This is a genomic window from Novosphingobium endophyticum, assembly GCF_014640675.1.
Lineage (GTDB): Bacteria > Pseudomonadota > Alphaproteobacteria > Sphingomonadales > Sphingomonadaceae > Novosphingobium > Novosphingobium endophyticum.
This window is the reverse complement of sequence record NZ_BMHK01000002.1, coordinates 133,228-156,239: the sequence shown is the minus strand read 5'-3', so window position 1 is coordinate 156,239 and position 23,012 is coordinate 133,228. Positions and strand designations below refer to the sequence as shown.

21 protein-coding genes are annotated in these 23,012 nt (G+C 66.6%); 10 read left to right on the top strand and 11 right to left on the bottom strand.

From position 1 onward, the window contains the following. Position 1 precedes the first annotated feature (1 nt). On the bottom strand, positions 2-1,636 hold the full coding sequence (locus IEX32_RS02215; protein ID WP_188768192.1) for a M28 family metallopeptidase: 1,635 nt from the start codon (positions 1,634-1,636) through the stop codon (positions 2-4). Between the two features lie 183 nt (positions 1,637-1,819). Here IEX32_RS02215 and IEX32_RS02210 point away from each other — a divergent pair, with 183 nt between their 5' ends. From IEX32_RS02210 to IEX32_RS02180, 7 genes are all read left to right on the top strand, one after another. Further along, positions 1,820-4,522 (top strand): bifunctional [glutamine synthetase] adenylyltransferase/[glutamine synthetase]-adenylyl-L-tyrosine phosphorylase, encoded by a 2,703-nt coding sequence (locus IEX32_RS02210; protein ID WP_188767904.1) that lies wholly within the window; start codon positions 1,820-1,822, stop codon positions 4,520-4,522. A gap of 3 nt (positions 4,523-4,525) precedes the next feature. Continuing rightward, positions 4,526-4,999: a peroxiredoxin gene (locus IEX32_RS02205; RefSeq protein ID WP_188767902.1), complete on the top strand. Its 474-nt coding sequence runs from the start codon at positions 4,526-4,528 to the stop codon at positions 4,997-4,999. Beyond that, positions 4,999-5,790: a ferritin-like domain-containing protein gene (locus tag IEX32_RS02200; RefSeq protein WP_188767900.1), complete on the top strand. Its 792-nt coding sequence runs from the start codon at positions 4,999-5,001 to the stop codon at positions 5,788-5,790. Before IEX32_RS02205 ends, IEX32_RS02200 begins: the two co-directional genes overlap by 1 nt. A 153-nt stretch (positions 5,791-5,943) precedes the next feature. After that, the gene (locus IEX32_RS02195) at positions 5,944-6,663 is read left to right on the top strand and encodes a M23 family metallopeptidase (RefSeq protein ID WP_229735805.1); all 720 of its coding nucleotides are present in this window, start codon (positions 5,944-5,946) and stop codon (positions 6,661-6,663) included. A 200-nt stretch (positions 6,664-6,863) separates the two neighbouring features. Further along, positions 6,864-8,276, top strand: coding sequence for a cytochrome ubiquinol oxidase subunit I (locus tag IEX32_RS02190; RefSeq protein WP_308421015.1), 1,413 nt, complete (start codon positions 6,864-6,866; stop codon positions 8,274-8,276). Between the two features lie 5 nt (positions 8,277-8,281). Beyond that, positions 8,282-9,289: a cytochrome d ubiquinol oxidase subunit II gene (cydB, locus tag IEX32_RS02185; protein WP_308421016.1), complete on the top strand. Its 1,008-nt coding sequence runs from the start codon at positions 8,282-8,284 to the stop codon at positions 9,287-9,289. Beyond that, complete coding sequence (locus tag IEX32_RS02180; protein ID WP_188767898.1) at positions 9,289-9,420, top strand: DUF2474 domain-containing protein; 132 nt, start codon at positions 9,289-9,291, stop codon at positions 9,418-9,420. The genes cydB and IEX32_RS02180 overlap by 1 nt, the downstream gene beginning before the upstream one ends. A gap of 310 nt (positions 9,421-9,730) precedes the next feature. On the opposite strand, the gene IEX32_RS02175 is transcribed toward IEX32_RS02180, so the two are convergent. Continuing rightward, positions 9,731-11,053 (bottom strand): amidohydrolase family protein, encoded by a 1,323-nt coding sequence (locus IEX32_RS02175; RefSeq protein ID WP_188767896.1) that lies wholly within the window; start codon positions 11,051-11,053, stop codon positions 9,731-9,733. Between the two features lie 430 nt (positions 11,054-11,483). Here IEX32_RS02175 and IEX32_RS02170 point away from each other — a divergent pair, with 430 nt between their 5' ends. From IEX32_RS02170 to IEX32_RS02160, 3 genes are read left to right on the top strand one after another with little or no spacing between them, the layout of a single operon-like run. Further along, entirely contained in the window at positions 11,484-13,340 is a 1,857-nt protein-coding gene (locus IEX32_RS02170) for a flavin-containing monooxygenase (protein ID WP_188767894.1), read from the top strand. A gap of 16 nt (positions 13,341-13,356) precedes the next feature. Continuing rightward, complete coding sequence (locus tag IEX32_RS02165) at positions 13,357-14,781, top strand: aromatic ring-hydroxylating oxygenase subunit alpha (protein WP_188767892.1); 1,425 nt, start codon at positions 13,357-13,359, stop codon at positions 14,779-14,781. Positions 14,782-14,791: 10 nt separating this feature from the next. Then, entirely contained in the window at positions 14,792-15,085 is a 294-nt protein-coding gene (locus IEX32_RS02160) for a PilZ domain-containing protein (protein WP_229735803.1), read from the top strand. A gap of 154 nt (positions 15,086-15,239) precedes the next feature. Here IEX32_RS02160 and hemN read toward each other — a convergent pair whose 3' ends face one another. The 9 genes from hemN to ccoO form a co-directional block, all read right to left on the bottom strand. Continuing rightward, positions 15,240-16,553, bottom strand: a complete 1,314-nt coding sequence (hemN, locus tag IEX32_RS02155) for an oxygen-independent coproporphyrinogen III oxidase (RefSeq protein ID WP_188768167.1) — start codon at positions 16,551-16,553, stop codon at positions 15,240-15,242. Positions 16,554-16,585: 32 nt separating this feature from the next. Next, positions 16,586-16,807, bottom strand: a complete 222-nt coding sequence (locus tag IEX32_RS02150; RefSeq protein ID WP_188767883.1) for a hypothetical protein — start codon at positions 16,805-16,807, stop codon at positions 16,586-16,588. Beyond that, a complete protein-coding gene (gene ccoS / locus IEX32_RS02145) occupies positions 16,804-16,956 on the bottom strand; it encodes a cbb3-type cytochrome oxidase assembly protein CcoS (protein WP_188767881.1) in 153 nt (50 codons plus the stop codon). The genes IEX32_RS02150 and ccoS overlap by 4 nt, the downstream gene beginning before the upstream one ends. Further along, the gene (locus IEX32_RS02140; RefSeq protein WP_188767878.1) at positions 16,953-19,091 is read right to left on the bottom strand and encodes a heavy metal translocating P-type ATPase; all 2,139 of its coding nucleotides are present in this window, start codon (positions 19,089-19,091) and stop codon (positions 16,953-16,955) included. The genes ccoS and IEX32_RS02140 overlap by 4 nt, the downstream gene beginning before the upstream one ends. Beyond that, a complete protein-coding gene (locus IEX32_RS02135) occupies positions 19,088-19,507 on the bottom strand; it encodes a FixH family protein (RefSeq protein ID WP_229735831.1) in 420 nt (139 codons plus the stop codon). The genes IEX32_RS02140 and IEX32_RS02135 overlap by 4 nt, the downstream gene beginning before the upstream one ends. Positions 19,508-19,602: 95 nt before the next feature. Then, complete coding sequence (gene ccoG, locus IEX32_RS02130) at positions 19,603-21,048, bottom strand: cytochrome c oxidase accessory protein CcoG (protein ID WP_188768165.1); 1,446 nt, start codon at positions 21,046-21,048, stop codon at positions 19,603-19,605. 80 nt (positions 21,049-21,128) lie between these two features. Further along, a complete protein-coding gene (ccoP, locus tag IEX32_RS02125; RefSeq protein ID WP_188767874.1) occupies positions 21,129-22,082 on the bottom strand; it encodes a cytochrome-c oxidase, cbb3-type subunit III in 954 nt (317 codons plus the stop codon). Next, positions 22,075-22,245 carry a cbb3-type cytochrome c oxidase subunit 3 gene (locus IEX32_RS02120; RefSeq protein WP_188767866.1) on the bottom strand — a complete coding sequence of 57 codons (171 nt, stop codon included), beginning with the start codon at positions 22,243-22,245 and terminating at the stop codon, positions 22,075-22,077. Before IEX32_RS02120 ends, ccoP begins: the two co-directional genes overlap by 8 nt. Beyond that, positions 22,242-22,991, bottom strand: a complete 750-nt coding sequence (gene ccoO / locus IEX32_RS02115; RefSeq protein WP_188767865.1) for a cytochrome-c oxidase, cbb3-type subunit II — start codon at positions 22,989-22,991, stop codon at positions 22,242-22,244. Before ccoO ends, IEX32_RS02120 begins: the two co-directional genes overlap by 4 nt. Positions 22,992-23,012: the final 21 nt, after the last annotated feature.

Here is a 23,012-nt window from a genome sequence, read left to right as displayed (position 1 = left end):
CTCAGCAGCCGCCTTCCGCCGCGCAGGATCGGTCGCGGATGGCCCGGAACTCGTCGCCGGCATGCCAGTTCGGCCAGCGATCCGATTCCGCAAGCGCGCGGCCAAGCGTGTAATAGAGCTCAACATCCTCGACGATGCCTTCCCAGTTCCAGGTGTCCGAATATTCGTCGCTCGGCGCGTGGTAGCGCTTGTCGGTATAGGCCTGCGAGGCCGCTTCGCCCGCTTCCTTGCCGCCTTCGACAAGATCCGTGCTGCGGGCAACGTCGAACATCGGCACTCCGCGCTTGGCGAAGCTGAAATGGTCCGAGCGGTAGTAGTACCCGCGCTCGGGATGCTCCTCGGGCGCTTCGCCAAGCCCTTCGGCCGCCAGCGTGTCGCGGAAGATCGCGGTGAGTTCGGACTTGTCGCCGCCGGTCATGGAATAGCTGCGCGCGCGGCCGCCGGGCAGCAACGCGTCCATGTTCACGCCGCCCACGGTGTGATCGAGTGGATAGATCGGACTGGCGGCGTAGAATTCCGAACCGAGCAGGCCCGATTCCTCCAGCGTCACCGCCAGGAAGACCTGGCTGCGCGCGGTCGGGCCGGCCTCGACATTGGCCTTGGCGATGGCGGCCAGCGCGGCGATGCCGGTGGCATTGTCGACCGCGCCGTTGCAGATGTCATCGCCCGTCGCGTCGGGCGTGCAGCGGCCGAGGTGGTCCCAGTGCGCCGTATGGAGCACGTATTCGCCGGGCCGCGTCGCGCCCGGCAGAATGCCGACGACGTTGTGCGAGACCGACTTGCGGATCGCATTGTCGAAGCCGAAGCTGGCCTTGACGCCGAGCGGAACCGGCTTGAAGCCCTTCTGCTTCGCGGCGGCGGAAAGCGCGGCGAGGTCCTGGCCCGCCGCCTTGAGGATCGCTTCGGCCACCGGCTTCTGGACCCAGCCGTTGGCGGCCGTCTGGTCGGCGCCATCGTTCGGCGTCTGGACATAGTACTGCGCGCCGGTCCAGCTCGAGTTGACGACGCTCCAGCCGTAGGCGGCGGGGAAAGTATCATGGACGATCAGCGCGGCGGTCGCGCCCTGCCTTGCGGCTTCCTCGAACTTGTAGGTCCAGCGGCCGTAATAGGTCATGCGACGGCCCTTGAAGAGGCCCTGCTCCGTCTCGCCGGCATAGTCCGGATCGTTGACGAGGATGACGGCGGTCTTCCCCTTCATGTCGATGCCGGCATAGTCGTTCCAACCCAGTTCGGGGGCGTTGATGCCATAACCGACGAAAACCAGTTCGCTGTCCCGTACCGCCGTCTTCGGCACGGCGCGGTAGCTGGTGGCGACGTAGTCGGTCCCGAATTCATAGGAAAGCGGCGTACCCTTGCCGCCGGTGACCGTCAGCGGCGAGGCATTGTTCGCGGTGATCTCGACCGTAGGGACGGCCTGAAGCCATTTGCCGTCGTTGCCCGGCCGAAGGCCCGCCGCTTCGAACTGGCTGACGATGTAGTCGAGCACTTTCGGCTCCGTAGCCGTGCTCGGCGCGCGACCCTCGAATTCGTCCGAGGACAGGGTCTTCACCATCGACTTCATGGTATCGACCGGAATGTCCGGCGTCGTTGCGACGGCGTTCTCCTCCGGCGGCGGCAACGCAGTGCCCTTGGGCATGTCGGGGCCGGCGTAAGACGAAGTGCAGGCGCTCAGCGCCAGAACGGCAAGGATGAGGGCTGGCTGCTTCAAGGTGGCGACCTCATGGATGGCTTCGGGGGGGAGCGCACAGGTGCCAGACGATGCCGCGATGCACAAGCCGGGGCACTTGCCCTTGCGCCCGGCAGCAGGCAGGGAAGGGCCATGACCGCCGACTGGAAAGGAGCGATAGACCGCGCCCGCGCTCACGCGCCCTACCTTGCCGGCGCGCTGGATCGCCTGCCCGAACTGGCCGAAATCCTTGCCGCCGGAAACGAGGCGGAAGCTCTTGCCCGGGCCCGGGCCGCCGGGCGCGGCGTCACCGATGTCGGCGCGGCGCTGCGACGGGAAAAGCAGGCGCTCGCGCTGACGCTCGCGATCGGCGACTTGGCCGGCGCCTTTCCGCTGCTGCGGGTGACGGGCGAACTTTCCGCCTTTGCTGACCGCGCGCTCGACGCTGCGATAGCCGAGGGCATCCGCCGCCGCGTGCCCGACGCGCGGCCCGCCGGCTTCCTTGCCCTGGCGCTGGGCAAGCACGGCGCACGCGAACTGAACTACAGCTCCGACATCGACCCGATCCTGCTCTTCGACCCGGAGGCCCTGCCCCGGCGGGAACGCGACGATCCCGGCGAGGCGGCGCAGCGCGTCGCCCGCGCGGTGGTCGAGACGCTCGCCAAGGTCACGGACGAGGGATATGTCTTTCGCGTCGACCTGCGGCTGCGGCCGGCCTCGGAAGTCAGTCCGCTGGCGATCTCGATCGACGGCGCGTTGACGCATTACGAGTCTTCCGCGCTGGCCTGGGAGCGCGCCGCCTTCATCCGCGCGCGGGCCTGCGCCGGGGATGTGGCAGCCGGCGAAGCATTCCTCGCCGCGATCCGCCCCTTCGTCTGGCGCAAGAGCCTGGACTTCGGGGCGATAGCCGAAATCGGCCGCCTGACTACGCAGATCCGCGCGAACACACGGGGCAGCCGCGAAGTCGGACCGGGCTTCGACCTCAAGAAAGGACGCGGCGGCATTCGCGAAGTCGAGTTCTATGCCCAGACCCACCAGCTGATCCACGGCGGGCGCAATCCCGACCTGCGGCTCCGCGGCACTCGCGAAACCCTTGATGCGCTCGCCCATGCCGGCCTGATCCCCGCCTCGGAGGCGCAGGCCCTCGGCGAGTGCTATGACCGCCTGCGCACGATCGAGCACCGGCTGCAGATGGTGCAGGATCATCAGACCCACAGCATTCCGATTAAGGCCGAAGCCATCGACGAAGTGGCACGGCTCGACGGACTGCCGGACGGCAAGGCACTGCTCGATGAACTGGCGCAGATCACCGACACCGTGGGCGAGCGCTACGACAGACTGATCATGGCCAATACGCCCGAGGGACCGCCAACCAGCGTCGCCATGCCTGCGCAGGGAACGCTGGCCGAGCAGCTCGAACACCTGGGATTCGACGATCCCGACGCGCTCGCGGGGCGTATCATAGGCTGGGAATCGGGCCGCATGCGCGCGCTGCGCAGCGATGCCGCCCGCAACGCCTTCGAGGCGATCCGAAGCGATCTGCTGGCAGCGCTGGCCGCCGCGCCCGAGCCCGAGCGCGCGCTGCTGCGCTGGGAACAGCTGCTCAACAACCTGCCCTCGGCGATCAATCTGTTCCGCCTGCTGGAGGCGCGCCCGGCGTTGCTCGAACGGCTGGCGCGGATTCTTTCGCTCGCCCCGCCGCTGGCCGACGCACTGGCCCGCCGCGCCGACCTGCTCGACCCGCTGATAGACGCCAGCGCCTTCGAACTGCCCGGCGATGTCGCGAGCCTGATCGCCGAATTCTCCCGCTTTGAACCCGACGACTACGAGCGCATTCTCGATACCGTGCGCCGCAAGGTGGGAGAGATGCGCTTCGCCCTCGGCGTGCAACTGATCGAGGGCGTGAACGACCCGCTGGCCATCGGGCGCGGTCTCGCCCGGATCGCCGAGGCGGCGAACCGCGTCCTGACCGAGGCGACGATTGAAGAGTTTCGCCGCAGCCACGGACAAGTCCCGGAGAGCGAACTGCTGGTACTGGGCCTCGGCCGGCTCGGCGGCGGGGTTCTGACCCACGCCTCGGATCTCGATCTCGTCTATCTCTTCTCCGGAAGCCATGCGCGCGAATCCGACGGCAGGCGCCCTCTCGGCGCGACGCTCTATTACAACCGCCTGTGCCAGCGGGTGATCGCCGCGCTCTCGGTGCCGACGGCGGAAGGGGCGCTCTACGACGTGGACACGCGGCTCCGGCCCTCGGGTGAACAGGGACCGCCGGCCGCGAGCCTTGAAAGCTTCGCGCGCTATCAGGAGGAACAGGCCTGGACCTGGGAACACATGGCGCTGTGCCGCGCCCGGCCCTTGTTCGGCTCCGGCGGCGCGCGCGCCGCGCTGGCCGGCATCGTCCACAAGGTCCTGACCCGAAAGCGCGACCCGGAGCGGCTGCGCGCGGACGTGCTCGACATGCGCGGCACGATGGCGCGTCACAAGCCCGGCAAGGGGCCGCTTGACGTCAAGCTGTCTCGCGGCGGCCTCGTCGATCTCGAATTCCTCGTCCACTTTATCCAGCTTCGCGAAGGCAAGGGGCTGGCGCCCGACCTGGGCGAAGCGCTGCGCCTCCTTTCCGAAGCAGGGCTGCTGCCCGCCGGGCTGATCGAGGCCCACGACGTGCTGACGCGTTTTCTGGTCGCCGCCCGTCTGCTGGCCCCGGATTCACAGGTTCCGCTGGAGGCGGCCTGCATGGCGCTCGAGCGCGCTTGCGGTTATGGGGCCTGGCACGAACTCGAAACGGCCTTGCGACAGGCGCGCGCGCAAGTCGCGCGGGCCTGGCAGGCCGCGTTCGACGAAACATTGGAGATCTGATCGATGAGCACACGCCCCGGCGTCGGCGACGCCTTCCCCGACATTGCGCTGGAAACGCCCGACGGCGGGACGGTGAAACCCTCCGATTTCGCGGGCAGGAAGCTCGTCGTGTTCTTCTATCCCAAGGACAACACCCCCGGCTGCACGACCGAGAACATCGAATTCAGCGCGGCCCGGCCCGAATTCGAGCAGGCCGGCACCGCCCTGCTCGGCGTCAGCAAGGATTCGGCGAAGAAGCACCAGAACTTCATCGCCAAGCATGACCTCAAGGCCCCGCTGGCCACCGACGCCGAGGAGAACGGGCTGTCGGACGCGCTGGGGATCTGGACCGAGAAGCAGAACTACGGCCGCACCTACATGGGCATGGTGCGCACGACCTACCTGATCGCGCCGGACGGCACGATCGCCAGGGTCTGGAACAAGGTGAAAGTGAAAGGTCACGTCGAGGCCGTGCTGGAGGCGGCGAAAGCGCTCTGATGCGACAAAGCGTTGCGCAGGCGATCCGGGGCGCGCTTCTCGAACGCGATCCCCGCGCCAAGACGATGGCCGCGCGCAGGATCGCGCGCGACTGGCGCCTGGGGCGGCTGGATTTCGCATTCGACCTCGAAATGCCCGACGTGCCGGGTCGTCCCGACGCGCCTGAGCTGCTGCCGCCGAACCGGATGCCCAAGCGCGGCAAGGGCGGTTCACAGCGCGGCCGGATCGCCTTGTGGCATTCGATCGCCCACATCGAGTTCGTCGCCATCGACCTCGCGCTCGACATGGCAGGGCGGTTCGGCGCGGAAATGAGCGAGGCATTCGTCGGCGATTTCCTTTCGGTCGCGGCCGACGAGGCGATGCACTTCGCGCTGATCGACCGGCACCTGCGCTCGCTCGGCAGTCATTATGGCGCCTTGCCCGCTCACCACGGCCTATGGGAGGCCGCTTACGACACACGCCACGACGTCGCCGCGCGGCTTGCCGTGGTTCCCATGGTGCTCGAGGCGCGCGCCTTGGACGTGACGCCGGCAACGCTCGAGCGGGTGCGCGCGGCCGGCGACGAACGCGGCGCAGCGATCCTGAAACGAATCCTTGACGACGAAATCCGCCACGTCCGTTTTGGCGCAAACCATTTCGCCGCCGTCGCTGAACGGTTGAACGCGGAAAGGGATTCGCTGTGGAAACTCTTGGTTTCCCGCCACTTTCGCGGCGCCATTAGACCGCCGTTCAACGACTCGGCGCGCCTTGCAGCCGGTTTATCGCGGGATCTTTACCATGGGGTTGCCTGACGAGCGAGCGTCTGCATAACCCTAACTCGCGAGACGGCGGGGGGTTCCGACCATCTCATAATTTAGCGTCGACCGCGCAAATACGCGGGTCGCGCCAATTAGAACTTGCGTCACGGCCACAAAGGTCGCTGGCGGATAAACAAGGTATTGCGAGTGGTCGTAACGAAAATCTTCGCCAAGCTCCGCGCAGTGACCGGCATCGTGGTTGCGGGCGGTTTCCTGGTCGCAGCCCACCCCGCCATGGCGAACAGCAGCGCCTCTGCCGCCGACATCGCCGCCCCGCTTCGCGCGGCGCAGTCCGCGAGCCAGTCGGTCAGCGGCGGTGAGGACGACCAGTTCCGCCAGCTTTTCAACTCCTGGCAAAACTACGAGGAAACCGGCCTCGCCGTTTCCAAGGCCAAGCCCGCGGTCGGCACCGCCGGGATCGCTTCGGTTTCGATCCCCTCGCGCGATCCGCTCGGCGGGGCCGAAAGGATGTCCAGCGGCTTCGGCATGCGTGACCATCCGGTTCTCGGCGGCCGCCGCGCCCACTCGGGCGTCGACCTCGCGGCCCCGGTCGGCACGCCGATCCATGCAACCGCCGACGGCGTCATCAGCAAGGCTTCGTGGTTCGGCGGCTATGGCCTGTTCATCTCGATCGAGCATGGCGGCGAGCTGCAGACCCGCTACGGCCACATGTCGCGCCTCAATGTTGCCGAGGGGCAGAAGGTCCACAAGGGCGACGTCATCGGCTACGTCGGCAGCACCGGCCGCTCGACCGGCCCGCACCTGCACTACGAAGTGCGCGTTGACGGCGCGGCGGTCAATCCGATCCCCTACATGCAGGGCGAACGCCTCGCGGCGTCGGCAGAGAACGACGCCAAGGGCGGCTGATTACAAGTTTCGAGATCGCCAAAGCCGATGCGGGTGACGCACAGGCGAGGCGCTCAACGGGTTGGAGAGGGGAAGAGGCGGCCTTGGGCCGCCTTTTCTGATTCCGCCCCGGCCGATTTTCCAAAGAGTGCGCTTTACGCAACCTGCAATGCGGGGGACGCGCTTTCAGACCGGGCCGGTTTCGGCTACTGAACTGGTCCATGTTGGACACAGCAGACGTCCTGCTCCTGGCACGGATCCAGTTCGCCTTCACGGTGAGTTTCCATTTCATCTTCCCGGCCTTCTCGATCGGGCTGGCAAGCTACCTCGCGGTGCTTGAAGGTCTGTGGCTCAGGACCGGCAAGGCGCTCTACCTTGATCTGTTCCGGTACTGGCTGAAGATCTTCGCCGTCGCCTTCGCGATGGGCGTCGTCTCGGGCATCGTCATGTCCTATCAGTTCGGCACCAACTGGGCGGTCTTCTCCGACCGGGCCGGGCCGGTCATCGGCCCCCTCATGGCCTACGAAGTGCTGACGGCCTTCTTCCTCGAGGCGGGTTTCCTCGGCGTCATGCTCTTCGGCATGGAGCGCGTGGGCCGCAAGCTGCACTTCGCCGCGACCTGCATGGTCGCGGGAGGCACGTTCGTCTCGGCTTTCTGGATCCTGTCGGTGAACTCGTGGATGCAGACCCCGACCGGGTACGTGATGGGCGCCAATGGCCAGTTCCTGCCGGGCGAGAGCTGGATCGACGTGATCTTCAACCCCAGTTTCCCCTATCGCCTGCTGCACACCGTCACCGCCGCCTACCTGACCACGGCCTTCGCGGTGGGCGCGGTCGGTGCCTGGCACCTGCTGCGCGACCGCACGAACCTTCATGCGCGCAAGATGTTCTCGATGGCGATGTGGATGGCCGCGCTGGTCGCCCCGGTCCAGATCCTGCTCGGCGATGCGCACGGCCTCAACACGCTGGAGCATCAGCCGGTCAAGGTCATGGCCATGGAAGGCCACTACCGGAGCCACCCCGAAGGCGCGCCGCTGATCCTGTTCGGCATCCCGAACAGCAAGGAGAAGCGCGTCGACTACGCCCTCGAAGTGCCCAAGCTCTCCTCGCTGATCCTCAAGCACGATCTTGATGCGCCGCTGAAAGGCCTCGACACCGTGCCCGACGAGGACGAACCGCCCGTCGGCGTGGTATTCTGGGCTTTTCGCGTGATGGTCGGCCTCGGCTTCGCCATGCTCGGCATCGGGTTGTGGAGCCTCGTGGCGCGCTCGCGCGGCAAGCTCTACGAATGGGCATGGCTGCACCGCGCGGCGCTGGTCATGGGGCCTTCCGGGTTCGTCGCGGTCATCGCCGGATGGATCACCACCGAGGTCGGCCGCCAGCCCTGGACCATCTACGGCCTGTTGCGCACCGCCGATTCGGCATCGCCGCTCGATGCGCCGGCGGTCGCTGCCTCGCTGCTGGCCTTCATCGTGGTCTACTTCGCCGTTTTCTCGGTCGGCACCTGGTATATCCTCCGGCTGATGAACAAGCCTCCCCATCCGCACGAAAGCGGAGCCGGGCAGGCGCCGATCCGCACCGCCGGCATCACGCCGGGGCCGGCGCAGCGGGGCGCTGCCCCGGGGGAGGAGTGAGCACCGTGGACGTGAACTTCGACCTCACCGTCGTCTGGGCCTTCATCATCGCCTTTGGCATTTTCGCCTATGTCGTGATGGACGGCTTCGACCTTGGTATCGGCATTCTCTTTCCCAGCTTCAAGGTGGGTGAGGGACGCAACCGCGCGATGAATTCGATCGCCCCGGTCTGGGACGGCAACGAGACCTGGCTGGTGCTGGGCGGCGGCGGCCTGTTCGCCGCGTTCCCGCTGGCCTACGCCGTCATCCTGCCGGCGACCTATCCGCTGATCGTCGCCATGCTGCTTGGCCTCGTCTTTCGCGGCGTCGCTTTCGAGTTCCGCTGGCGCGACCCGCGCCATCGCCCTTTCTGGGACCTTGCTTTTGCCAGCGGCTCGTTTGTGGCCGCCCTGACGCAGGGCATGACGCTCGGCGCGATCCTGCAGGGCATCGAGGTCTCGGGGCGCGCCTATGCCGGGTCCTGGTGGGACTGGCTGACGCCCTACACGCTGCTGACCGGGCTGGGCGTCGTCGCCGGCTATGCCCTGCTCGGCGCGACGTGGCTGATCTGGAAGCTCGACGGGCCGCCGCAGGACCACGCTTACAAGGTGGCCCGCCGCGCGGCCGTCGCCACGCTGGTGCTGCTGGTGGCGGTCAGCCTCTACACGCCGCTGCTCGACGAGGACTACTGGCGGCGCTGGTTCGAGATGCCCAGCGTGCTGTTCGCCGCGCAAGTGCCGCTGCTGACCGCAATCCTCGCGTACCTCCTGTTCCGGGCGCTCGCCAGGCGCCACGAAGCCACGCCTTTCTGGATTTCGCTCGGCATCTTCCTGCTGGGCATGGCGGGTCTCGGCGTGAGCATGTGGCCCTATGTCGTGCCCGACCAGATCACCATCTGGGACGCCGCCGCGCCCGAGCGCAGCCAGGTTTTCATGCTGGTGGGCGTGGCGCTGACCTTGCCGCTGATCATCGCCTATACCGGTTGGGCCTACTGGGTCTTCCGCGGCAAGGTTGGCCACGAGGGATACCACTGATGAAAGGCAGGCCGACCAAGGCCGATTCGGCCCCGCTGTGGAAGCGGCTGGCGTGGATGGCGGCGATCTGGGGCGGAAGCGTTCTGGCTCTTGGCGCCGTCGCCCAGACGATCCGCTTCTGGTTGGAGTAGAATTTCACGCGGAGGCGCGGAGACGCGGAGGAGAAAATATTTCGCGCAAAGGCGCGAAGAGGTCGCGGCTGCGGCGGAGCCGCTTCCCTCTCAGTGAGTTGATCTTGGCGCAGCGGAAGCATGACGAGAATGGCACCTGCGGCGCAGAGCAATATCTTCGTGCCTTTGCGCCTTTGCGCGAGTCAAAAAAAACTAATCCTCCGCGTCTCCGCGCCTCCGCGTGAGTCCATAAAAAGACACCGCGCGAAGGGAGGTCCCCCCGCGCGGTGCCCATTCCGGCGATGGGGCACCGGAATGTCGGTCGAAACAGTCAAGCTGCTTCCTTCGCCCGCTTTTCGGCGTGGGCCTTGAACATCTCCATGATGTCGCCCGAGGTCACCGGCCGCGTCTCCTCGGTCGGAACCGAGCCGCCCGAGGATTTGGGGGACGTATCCACCCCCTTGGCCTTCGCCCTGGCATGGAGCGCGCCGACGTTGATCTCCTCGCGCTTGTAGTTCTCGAACAGCGCGTCGTGCTTCAGCCACTTGATCGCGTTGAGGTGAGTCACCTTGTCGATGTTCTCGTCGGACAGGATCCTGACCTGCTCCCAGCACTGCTCGGCCGCATCGGGCCAGAGCGCGTCGGAGTGCGGGTAGTCGACCTCGTAGGTGACGTTGTCCTCGCCGACTTCCGAAAGGTTCTTCAGGCCATAGGGGTCCCACAGGAAACAATGGCAGAAGTGGCGCTTCATCAGCTCCGACGGCTTGATGTCCTGGAAGCGCGAACGGGTCCAGGCCTTGTGCCGCCAGTTGGAAAAGTCGGCCCGCTCCATCAGATAGGGAACCCAGCCGATCGAGCCTTCGGCGACGATGATCCGCATGTTCGGATACTGGTGCAGTTCCTCCAGCTGCAACCAGTCCGCCACGCCCTGCGCCACCGACAGCGGCATCGTCGAGATCCACGCCTCGATCGGCGTCTCCATCGAGGCATGCGGCGCCGGATTGCCCGAGCCGATGTGGCAGGCAATGGTCATGTCGTTGTCGACGATCGCCTTGAAGATCGGGTCCCAGTACGCGTTGTGGATCGAAGGCAGGCCCTGCACCGTCGGGTTCTCGTTCATCGAGACGACGTTGAAGCCCTTTTTCGCCAGACGGTTGATCTCGTCGACGGTCGCCTTCTGGTCCCAGGTGGGAAGGATGCCGATGGGGATGAAGCGGCCCGGATAGGCCATGCACCACTCGTCATGGTGCCAGTCGTTATAGGCCTGCATGTGACGCAGCGAGAGCTTCTTGTCCGGCGCCTTGTGGAAGGTCTGACCGTCGAAGCCGATCGAGTTGCCGAAGCACATCGAGGCGGCGATCCCGTTCACGTCCATGTCGTCGATCCGGGCATGGACATCGTGGCAGCCCTCGCGGAGCTGGTCGAGCGAGGTCGGCTCCATGCCGTATTCCTCGAAAGGCCGGCCGACGACGGCGTTGAGGCCGACGGAGGGGCGGATATAGCCCTGGTACTCCCAATAGTTCTTGCCCTGGCCATCGGTCTTCAGCTTCGGCGCCGAGGCTAGAAGATCGCCCGAAACCTGATTGTCGAACAAGGTGGGGGGTTCGCAGATGTGATCGTCGGTACTGATGATCACCATGTCGTTCATTTGCATAGGTCCAACTCCCGGTATGCGTCTGTGATGCGTGCGGGCCATCCCGTCGCTATCTTGGCCGGCAGTTTCACCCGCTCCCGGCACCGAAGCCATTGACGAGGGTCAATCGTTTCAAGTGAGACGATGCATCGATCAGGCGATGCCCGGCAGCAATCGCCGCCGCAGGGCAGAAAAATGGGCGGCCCGTCACGAGGCGGGGCCGCCCGAAGGTGGGGAGAAGCGGTTCGCACCGGATGGTGCGAGACCGGCAATCAGCTTTCTCGCAGAAGCAGGGCGGCGCATCTTTGATCGCGGTCAAGTGTGAGAACAGCGTTCGCGGCACCGGTTTCGGCAAGGATCCGGCGCTTCTTGATCCAGGTCAAGGAAGACATCCGGCGCGCCCGATATTCAAATCAACAACACTGTTGATTACGGACATGAGGATGCTGCGATGATGTACAACCCGACCCAGTGCCCCGCCGCCGACGAGATCGACATTCCGGCGATCCGCGCCCGGTACCTCGCCGAACGCGACCGCCGCATCAAGAAGGACCACAACGACCAGTATATCGCCTCGAGCGGCAAGTACGCGGAGATCTACGAGGTCGACCCCTATACGCCGGTCACCCCCCGCGATCCGATCACCGGCGAGACCGACGTGGTGATCCTGGGCGCCGGCTACTGCGGCATGATGGTCGGCGCGCAGCTCAGGAAGGCGGGAATCGACAACTTCTACAACATCGATCATGGCGGCGACTTCGGCGGCACCTGGTACTGGAACCGCTATCCCGGCATCCAGTGCGACAACGATGCGCTGTGCTACATGCCGCTGCTCGAGGAAACGGGCTACATGCCCAGCCGGAAGTTCGCCGACGGCATCGAGATCCAGAAGCACTGCCGGATCATCGCCGAGCATTTCGGCCTCTACCAGAACGCGCTGTTCCACACGCTGATCCGCAACCTCAAGTGGGACCCCGAGATCAACCGCTGGCACGTCGGCACCAATCGCGGCGATGACATCAAGGCGCGTTTCGTGGTCCTTGCCATGGGGCCGCTCAACAAGCCGAAGCTGCCCGGCATCCCCGGCATCGACCGGTTCAAGGGAAAGATGTTCCACACCGCGCGCTGGGACTACGAATATACCGGTGGCGAATGGGGCCGCCCGGAACTGGAAAAGCTGAAGGACAAGCGCGTCGCCATCATCGGCACCGGCGCCACGGCGGTGCAGATCGTGCCGTACCTCGGCAAGTATGCGAAGCAGCTCTACGTCATCCAGCGTACTCCCTCGACGATCGATTTCCGCAACAACCGAGAGACCGATCCCGAATGGTTCGCCTCGCAGAAGCCCGGCTGGCAGGAGGAGCGCATCCGCAACTTCCACCGCGCCGCGATGGAACGCCTCGCCCCGCGCGAGCCGGACATGGTCGAGGATATCTGGACCGAGATCAGCCGCAACTGCAACGCCCAGCTCGAAGCCGAGGGCTGGCCCGACATCTCGCCCGAGGAATACGCCGAACGGCGCGAGGTGATGGATTACCGCGTGATGGAACGCCTGCGCGCCCGCGTCGATGCCCTGGTCGAGGACCCGGAGACGGCCGAGGCGCTCAAGCCCTACTACCGCTACCTGTGCAAGCGGCCCTGCTCCAACGACGACTTCTATCCCACGTTCAACCGGCCCAACGTCACGCTGATCGACGTCGCCGAAACGCAGGGGGTGGAACGGCTTACCGAGACGGGCTTCGTCCACAAGGGTCAGGAATATGAGATCGACTGCCTGATCTTCGCCTCGGGCTATGAAGTCACCAACGACCTCGACCGGCGCTGGGGCATCGACACGATAGAGGGGCGTGAAGGCGTGTCGATCTACGACTACTGGCGCGACGGCTTCAGGACGTTCCAGGGCATGATGGCCCACAACTTCCCCAACATGTTCTTCACCGGCTTCACCCAGGCCGGGGCGAACGCGACCAATTCCAAGACCTTCATCGATCAGGGCCGCCACATCGGCTATATCGCCAGCGAGGCGATCCGGCGCGGCGCCGCCATGGTCGAGCCGAGCCAGGAGGCGCAGGACGCCTACATCGCGAAGCTGCGCTCCGTCGCCGTCGACAACTCGCGCTTCCAGAACGAGTGCACGCCCTCGTACTTCAACAACGAAGGCGACCCGGTGAAGAAGCGCTCGATCTTCGGCGAGCCCTGGGGCGAGGGCTACTATGCCTTCGAGGACATGCTGGCGAAATGGCGCGACGAAGGCAGCATGGCGGGCCTCGTGCTCAACAGCGAACACACTCTCGAACCAGCCGAATGAATCCGGGGAGGATGCCATGAACAAGCCTGAGAAGATCGTTTCCGAAGACCTCTCCGAATCCCTGACCTTCCCGGCCGAGGCCTATATCAGCCGCGAATATGCCGAGGCGGAGGGAGAGCGCCTGTGGTCCAGGGTCTGGCAGCAGGCGGGCCGAGTGGAAGAGATCCCGCAGGCCGGAAACTACATAACCTACAACATCGGCCACGATTCGATCCTGATCGTGCGCAGCGATGAAAACACGATCAGGGCGTTCCACAATGTCTGCCCGCATCGGGGCCGCAGGCTCGTCGGCAACAACTGCGGCGGCGGCCCCAGGGATGCAGCGGGCGTGCTGCCGCAGAGCAAGGGCGATCACAGCGCCTGCGGGCGGCAGGGTTCATTCGCCTGCCCCTACCACGCCTGGACGTTCAACCTTGACGGCGAGGCCACGCACATCCTCGACAAGGAAGACTGGCAGGGCGCGCTGACCGACGATCGCACCGGGCTGACGCCCGTTCAGGTCGATACCTGGGGCGGCTGGATCTTCATCAACATGGACCCGGATGCCGGCCCGCTGCGCCAGTTCCTCGAACCGATCGCCTCGCTGCTCGATCCTTTCGAGTTCGACCGGATGCGCTATCGCTTCCGCTTCTGGGGCGTGTTCGACTGCAACTGGAAAGTCGCGCTCGAAGCGTTCCTCGAGCCCTACCACGTCGCCGGCACCCACCCGCAGCTCACCAAGTACGGCGACTTCTACGCCTGGTCGAAAGCGCTCGGCCTCCACGGCAACGACGGCTTCGACAGCAAGGAGCACAAGGCCGAGGGCGAAGGCACTGCCGCCGACACTTCGGTCCACCGCGCCGCCAAGGGCGAGGATGCGCGCGTCACCATCGCCAGGATGCAGCAGGAATTCTGGGACACCATCGGCGCCAGCACCACCGAAACGCTGGTCAGGGCGGCACAGCGCCTCGTCGACGAGCTGCCCGAAGGCACGCCCCCGCACGAGGTCCACAGCCACTGGATCGAACGGGCGAAGGCCGACGATGCGGCGCGCGGCGTCACCTGGCCCGAGATCACCGACGAAGAGATGGCAAGGGCCGGCCTCGCCCAGAGCGTGTTCCCCAACATGAACCTGCTGCCGGGGCCGACCTTCCTGCTCTACTACCGCGTCCGCCCCTACGGCAGCGATCCCGACAAGTGCATCTACGAGGCCGTCGCGCTCGACCGCTTCCCCGAAGGCGAGGAACCGCCGACGCAGTGGACTTTCCTCGAGCAGGACCTCGACAAGTGGCCCCACGTCATCGCCCAGGACATCTCGAACATGGTCGAGATGCAGCGCGGCCTCAAATCGCGCGGGTTCCGGGGCTGCCTGCCCAACCCGTGGCAGGAGCGCAAGGTGACCAACCTGCACCGGGGGCTGGCGAAGTACATGGGAACCGGCGGACCGAAGCCGCTGGATTAAACCCTTAACCATGCTGCCGTATTACGGGCACATGGACACCAGCCGTTTCAAGCCGACTCCGATCCTGCGTGAGCGCCGGCGCAATCAATGCACGCGCTTCACCCTCTACGATGCCAGCGGGCAGACCATCGACGTCATCGTGCGCGACATTTCCTCGCGCGGTCTCAGCGCGGCGGCCGCGGGCAGCCCGCCGGCCGAGAACGAAGTGGTGCGCGCGCAGCTCGAGGACGGCCGCGAACTGTGGGGGCTGGTGCGCTGGACCGAGGGAAACCTGTTCGGAGTCGAGTTCGACACGCGGGTTTAGGCGAAGCGCGCGATAATCCGCTCGCGTCATCCCGGGCTCGCCCCGGGACCGGGGGCGGTCGCTCGGCGCAACATCCCGGTCAGGCGCTCGGCGAGGTTGCTCGTAAACACCGCCAGCGATCCCGGATCAAGTCCGGGATGACGTTGGTTTTCGATCACACCGCCGAACTGAAGCGGCGCAGCGAATCCTTGCGATAGGGATCGAAGCGCGCCGCGATCGAGCGCGCATAAGGCACTCCGCCGGGCAGGATGACGAGATCGGCGCCGTCGAACTCGCAAAGCCGCGCATCGAGGTAAGGGGCCAGCATCGGCCGCGCCTCGCGCCGCAAGTCCGGGTCGACCCGCACCCGCCCCTGACACAGCAGCTTTTCGATAACGGCTGCCCGTCGACGGTCTTCGGCACTGCGCACGACGCCCCGGTTGGCGGTCAGCCGATCCTGGGAGAGCATCATGCGATAGCGCCCGGTGTTCTTCTCGTTCTGGACGAGAAGGTCGGGAAAGCTGCTGATCGAGGATGAGCCCAGACCGATCACCACTGGCGCCTGATCCTCGGTAAAGCCCTGGAAATTGCGCCGCAGCCTGCCGGAAAGCGCGGCCTGCGCCAGCGAATCGTCCGGCCGGGCAAAGTGATCGAAGCCGACCGGGACATAGCCCTCGCCGACAAGGAACTCATACCCGAACGCCGCCATGCGGAACCGCGTCTCGGCATCCGGCAAGGCGCTGGCGTCGATTTTCCTCTGGCGCGCGATCAGGTGCGGCACATGGGCATAGCCGAACAGCGCGATACGGTCCGCGCCCAGCGCCACGGTCTGTTCGAGCGACCCGCGCAGGTCCGCCATGGTCTGGCCGGGCAGTCCGTACATCAGGTCGAAGTTGAGCGAATGGACGCCGGCGCCGCGCAGCATGGCGGTGGCGTTCTCGATCATCGTTACCGGCTGAACGCGGCCGATCGCCTGCTGCAGGTGCGGTGCGAAGGTCTGTACGCCGAGACTGGCCCGTTCCATCCCGACCGCCGCGATCACCGATGCCCAGTCCGGCCGCAAGGTACGCGGATCCAGCTCGACCGAAATGACCGGACGGGATGCGCCGAACTGCAGCGTCAGCGTGTCCACCAGCCGTACGAAGTCGATCGGCGAAATCCCGTTGGGGCTGCCGCCGCCGAAGGCGATGCGCGTTACCCGGGAGGCATTGGGCAGATGCTCGGCGACCAGCTCGACCTCGCGGTGCAGCGCGTCGAGATAGCTCGCCACCCGGTCCTTGCGATTGGCTACGCTGGTGTTGCAGCCGCAGTACCAGCAGATCTTCTCGCAGAACGGGATATGGACATAGAGCGAGACCTCGCCCGTCTCCCCCTCCAACGCGTGCATGAACTCGCCGGCGCCAACGCCTTCGCCGAAGTCGGCCGCCGTGGGGAAGCTGGTGTAGCGCGGTACGGGAACCGCGAGGAGGTCTGGCAGATATGTCCACATGCCGGGCACCATCGCCCTGGCGGCGCGCGGCGTCATTGCGGTCGATCAAGTCGCTTGCGGCAGGACCCGGCGTGGCAGCCCTTGGCGCAGCAGGGGCCTTGCGACGGGCCGGGAGGCCCTTCGGGGGCAACGGGAATCGACAGGCTCGCTCCGCCGCACAGCGGAGCGACGAGGGAACGCGCCTCCGCCTGCAGCGGGCCGATCATCGCGGGCACCAGCGCCAGCGCGGACAGCAGGGCGAGCTGGCGCCTCATGGCCGGTTCTCGTCCTCCTCGATCAGGATGCGGTTGGCCGCCCCGTCGAGATCCTCGAACTGGCCGCTGTTCATCGCCCAGAAGAAGGCGGCGAGGCCAAGCATGCCCATCAGCAGGGCCAGCGGAATGAGCATGCCGAGGATGGTCATGCCGCCTCCTTCCCCGCCGCGCGCGCAAGACGCAGCGAATTGCCGACGACGATGAGCGAGCTGGCCGACATGGCGATGGCCGCGACGAGCGGGGTCACATAGCCGAAGATCGCAAGCGGCACCGCGAAGACGTTGTAGACCACCGCCAGCGCGAAATTCTGGCGGACGATGCGCATCGTCGCGCGCGCGACCCGAACCGCCAGCGCGACCGGCATCAGCCGCTCGCCCACGAATACCGCGTCGGCGGCCTGCTGGCTGACGTCGCTGGCACCGCCGGGTGCTATCGAGGCATGGGCGCGGGCGAGCGCCGGGCCATCGTTGAGCCCGTCACCGATCATCAGCACCTTGCGCCCTTGCCCGGCCTTGCGTTCGAGCAGGGCGAGCTTGTCCGCCGGATGCATCCCCGCCGCCGCGAACAGGCCCAGCTCGCGCGCGACCACGGCGACCGATTGCGCCCGGTCGCCCGAGGCGATGGCCGACGACACGCCTTGCGCCGCAAGCTGGGCGAGCGTCTCGCGCGCATCGGGCCGCAGCGGGTCGGCAAAGGCGATGCGGGCGCGCGTCTCGCCCACCAGCAGGTCCACCGCCAGCCCGCCGGTCTCGATTTCGGGACGCAGCAGCGCGACGTCCTGCCCCTCGAACCGGCCGGTCATGCCGCTGCCGGCCGTCTCGCCAACCCCGTCGAGCGCCGCCGGTTCCGCGCCTTCCGCCCGCAGTGCCTGCGCCAGACCGCGACTGAGCGGATGACGACTCGCCTGCGCGAGAGCAAGGGCGATGCCGCGCTTGCGGGCATCGAGAGCGGTCAGGTCGGCGGGACGCGGTTCGCCCAGCGTGAGCGTGCCGGTCTTGTCGAACAGCGCCTCGTCCACTTCGGCGAGGCGTTCGAGCGCGGAGCCATCCTTGATGAGCAGACCGCGCTTCATCAGCGCGCTTGCCGCGACGACCTGTGCCGCCGGAACCGCGAGGCCCAGCGCGCAAGGGCAGGTGATGATGAGCACGGCGACCGCGATCGTCAGCGAATGATGGACGCCGCCCCCGACGATCAACCAACCGCAGAAGCTGAGGAAAGCGAGGCTGTGGACGGCTGGCGCGTAAAGCCGCGCGGCCTTGTCCGCGAAGCGCACGTAGCGCGAGCGCGACTGGCCGGCCTCGTCCATCAGCCGCGCGATGTCGGCAATGGCGGTGTCCTGCGCCGCGGCCGTCACCTTCAGGCGCACCGGATTGCCGAGGTTGACCATGCCGGCGTGAATCAGATCGCCCGGCCCCACGGCCCTGGGGGCGCTCTCGCCGGTGAGCATGGAGGAATCGATGGTGGTGCGGCCCTCGACGATCTCGCCATCGGCGGCCAGCGCTTCGCCCGCCGCCACCAGCATGACCATGCCGGGGGCGAGACGGTCGGCCTCGACGTAGTGCGTGGCGCCGTCGGGCCCGACGACCTGCGCGCCCCGGCCCATGCGGCCGAGCAACGAGGCGATGCCCGAGCGCGCCCTGCCCCGCATCATCGCATCGAGCACCCGGCCCGCGAGCAGGAAGAACAGCAGCATGACCGCGCCGTCGAAATAGGCGTGCGCCCCCCCGGTCATCGTCTCGTAGAGGCTCATGCCCGTCGCCAGCAGGACGCCGATCGAAATCGGCACGTCCATGTTGGTGCGGCCATAGCGCAGCGCCATCAGCGCCGAGGAGAAGAACGGGCGGCCGGAATAGGCGATCACCGGAATGGCGATCAGCGCCGAGATCAGGTGGAACAGGTCGCGCGTCTCGCCTTCCGCGCCCGACCAGACGCTGACGGAGAGCAGCATGATGTTCATCATGCCGAAGCCCGCCACCGCCAGGGCGCGCAGCAGCCGCCTGGTCTCGGCATCGTCGCGGGCAAGCGGGTTCTCGGCGGCGCGCTCCGCATCGAAACCGAGCTTGCGCAATTCCCCGATAATCGCCTCGCCCGTCAGGTCGGACGCATGACTGACGGCGACGCGCCTGGCCGAGAAGTTGACCCGCGCGGCGGCAACACCGGGCACGGCGCCAAGCCCCCGCTCGATCTTGCCGATGCAGCCGGCGCAGCGCATGCCTGGCACGGTGAAGCGGCTGTCGATGCGGGCGGCCTCGGCGGGCCGGATGTCGGTCACGGGCGCGTTCATCGGATCGCCTGTTCGCTGCGCCAGGTCTGTCTTTGCGCCTCGACCGTGAAGCGCACCGTCCAGCGGCCTTCGGGGAGCGCCTCGCGGCTGACATAGGCACCGCTTGCGTCGGGGACGAACGTCAGCACCATGTCGGGCTGGCGCCCAAGCGGATGGCGGGCGATCGCGGTTACGTCAGGATAGGCCGGGGCCGCCGCCAGCTCGACGACGACGCGGCCATCGGGGCGGCGCGAGGCGACGAGCTTCCAGCCCAGCGCTTCCTGCGCCTTCGCTTCGTCGAGCCAGCCGTTGAACTTTTGGCTGGCAACGTAGGTGTTCTCGACGACGATCCCCCCGAAGGTCGAACCGGCAAGGCCCGCCATGGTGAAGTTGACGGCGACGACCACGCCGAAGCCGGCGACAAGAATCGCCGCCATGTGCTTGCCGGTGAAGGGGCGGATTCTCGCAAGCCCCTCCCCTTCAGGGGAGGGATTGGGCTGGGGGGAAGTGCGGTTGCTGCTGCTTGGCCTCATCATTCTACTCCTGGGGTGTCGAACTGGGCCTGCGCGCTGTCCTGTTCGCGCTCTTCGCCCATGGCCCGCAGGTTGAACGTGAACTCCTGCGAAGCGGTGCCGGCGGGGACCACGACATAGGCGCGCAGACTCTGCGTCTCGTCGGCGGGAACGGTGCGGGTCAGGGTGCGCGCTGCCTCTTCCATGCCGATGTCGTCGCTCCACATTTTCGCGCCGGGCAGGCCTTCGATGGCAATCTCCATCTGCCTCGGCCGGCCCTGCATGTTGCGCAGGCGCAGGGTGTAGGCGTTGCGGACCGAGCCGTCGCTCATCAGGATATACGGCGGGTTGCGGTCTTTCGCGACGGTCAGGTCGGTATGGACGCGCGCGCCGAGCAGGAACAGCAGGCCGAGGCCGATCCCGGCCCAGACCGCGAAGTAAAGCACCGTGCGCGGGCGCCAGATCAGCTTGAGGTGGCGCGTCGGCGGCTGGCCTGCCTTCTCGCGTTCCGAATCTTCCAGCGTGGCGTAGTCGATGAGCCCCCGCGGGCGCCCGGTTTCGCTCATCACCCGGTCGCAGGCATCGATGCAGAGCGCGCAGGTGATGCAGCCGATCTGCGGCCCTTCGCGAATATCGATGCCGGTGGGGCAGACCGCGACGCACTGGTTGCAGTCGATGCAGTCGCCGAACGCCTCCGGGTTCTTCTGCGCCTTCTTGACCGAACCGCGCGGCTCCCCTCGCCAGTCCTTGTACGTGACGATCAGGCTCTTCTCGTCGAGCATCGCGGTCTGGATTCGCGGCCAGGGGCACATGTAGATGCAGACCTGCTCGCGCATGAAACCGCCCAGAACGAAGGTTGTCATCGTCAGCACGAAGACGGTTCCGTAGGCGACCGGTGCCGCCGTGCCGGACCAGAATACCTGGTGCAGCGTCGGCGCGTCGGCGAAATAGAAGATCCAGGCGCCGCCGGTGGCGAAGCTGATCGCGAGATAGACGCTCCACTTGCCCAGCCGCCGCGCGATCTTGGCTGGCCCCCAGGGCGCCTTGTAGAGACGGAAACGCGCGTTGCGATCCCCGTCGAAAAAGCGGTCGACATGCTGGAACAGGTCGGTCCAGACGGTCTGCGGACAGGCATAGCCGCACCATGCGCGTCCCACCGCGCTGGTGACGAGGAACAGGCCGATGCCGGCCATGATGAGCAGGCCGGCCACGAAGTAGAACTCGTGCGGCCATATCTCGATGCCGAACATGTAGAAACGGCGGTGGGCGAGATCGACCAGCACCGCCTGATCCGGCGCATAGGGACCACGGTCCCAGCGGATCCACGGTGTGATCCAGTAGATCGCGAGGCAGATGACCATGATCGCCCACTTTAGGCGCCGGAACCTGCCATCGATACGCCGGTTGAAGACCGGCTCGCGCTTCGCATAGAGCGATGCGGGCTTGAGGTTGAGCGACTGGTCCATCTTCATCTATCTCTTCGTCATCCCGGACCTGATCCGGGACCGCTGGCGTCCTTGAGGCGCATCTTCTCGGGTGCCCCCGCCTAAAGACCGTCACCGGTCCCGGGGCGAGCCCGGGATGACGCCTGCGCGATTTCGAACTTCTCGCCGCCGCCCAGCGAGTGGACGTAGGCGGTCAGCATCTTGATCGTCACCGGATCGAGGCGCGTGTCCCAGGCCGGCATGACGCCATGGCGCGGCGCGTTGATCTGCGCGGTGACCTCCTCGCGGGTGCCACCGTAGAGCCAGATCGCATCGGCGAGGTTCGGCGCGCCGAAGTCCCGACTGCCGGTGCCGTCGGCACCGTGGCAGATGGCGCAGTTTTCGGCGAAGAGCCCGGCTCCCCGCCGCGAGGCAGGGCTGGCCTTCTCCCGGCCCGAGAGACTGAGGACATAGCTCGTGACGTCCTGCACCTGCTCGGAAGTGAGCAGCCCGTCCTTGCCGAAGTTCGGCATCATCGACTGGCGCGTCGCGTCATCGCCGGGCTGACGCACGCCGTGGACCAGAGAGGCTTCGATGGCCTGAAGATCGCCGCCCCACAGCCAGTCGTCGTCGTTGAGGTTCGGGAAACCCTTGAAGCCAGCCGCCCCCGCGCCGTGGCACTGGACGCAGTTGACCTTGAATGCCGCCGCGCCGCCGGCGATCGCCGCGCGCATCAGTTCGGGATGCCCGGGTAGTTCCTCGATCGGCATCCGCGCCAGCGCCGCCACGGTTTGCTCGCGCTGCGCCTGCTGCGCGTTGAGTTCCGCGCGGAGCTGCCCCCGGCTCGACCAGCCCAGCATACCCTCCGTACCTTTCGAGAGCAGCGGCCAGGCCGGGTAGGCCACCGCGTAGGCAACCGAAAAGACGATCGTCGCGTAGAAGGTCCACAGCCACCAGCGCGGCATCGGGGTGTCGAGTTCCTCGATCCCGTCCCACTCGTGGCCGACGGTTGCGGTGTTCGTCGCTTCATCGATGCGCCTGCCGGCAGCTGTCGGGGTCTTGTCTGCGTCAGCCATCGTTCTCGTCCTTGAAGATCAGGTTCGCGGCATGGTGGTTCTTGTCGCGCGCGCCGGGCCGGAAGGGCCAGGCCGCGAGCACGAGGAACACGACCAGCATGGCAAGGAGGCCCCAGCTGTCGGCGAAGTGCCGCAGCATGTCGTAAGTGGAATGGGTACTCATCGGCCCTGCTCCGATGCCAGTTCCTCCTGCGCGGCGGCGCCGTTGACGTCGACGAGCGTGCCCAGCATCTGCAGGTAGGCGACGAGCGCATCCATCTCGGTGAGGCGCGAGGGGTTGCCGTCGAAGTCGCGGATCTGCGCCTTGGGATAGCGCGCCGCGAGATCGTCCGCGTCGGCCTCGGGATCGGCCTGGGCCTTGAGGTCGGCCATCGCCATCTCGACATCCCTCTCGGTATAGGGAACGCCCACCCGGCGCAGCGAGGTGAGGTTCGCGGCGATGTCGGGAACCTCGAGGTCCTGATCGGCGAGGAAGCCATATTGCGGCATCACGCTTTCGGGCACGACCGACTGCGGGTTGCGCAAGTGCTGCACATGCCACTCGTCCGAATAGCGCCCGCCGACCCGCGCAAGGTCCGGCCCGGTGCGCTTGGAGCCCCACTGGAAGGGATGGTCGTACATCGATTCCGCCGCCAGGCTGTAGTGCCCGTAGCGCTCCACCTCGTCGCGGAACGGGCGGATCATCTGGCTGTGGCAGGTATAGCACCCCTCGCGCACATAGATGTCGCGTCCGGCCTGTTCGAGCGGGGTGTAGGGGCGCACGCCGTCCACCTTCTCGATCGTGTTGTCGATCCAGAACAACGGCGCGATTTCCACGATGCCGCCGATGGCGACGGTGACGAGCGCAGCGATCCCCAGCAGGGTGACGTTCTTCTCGAGCGTCTTGTGCCGTTCGGTCATGGTAGTCATGGCTATAGTTCCCTGTTCGTC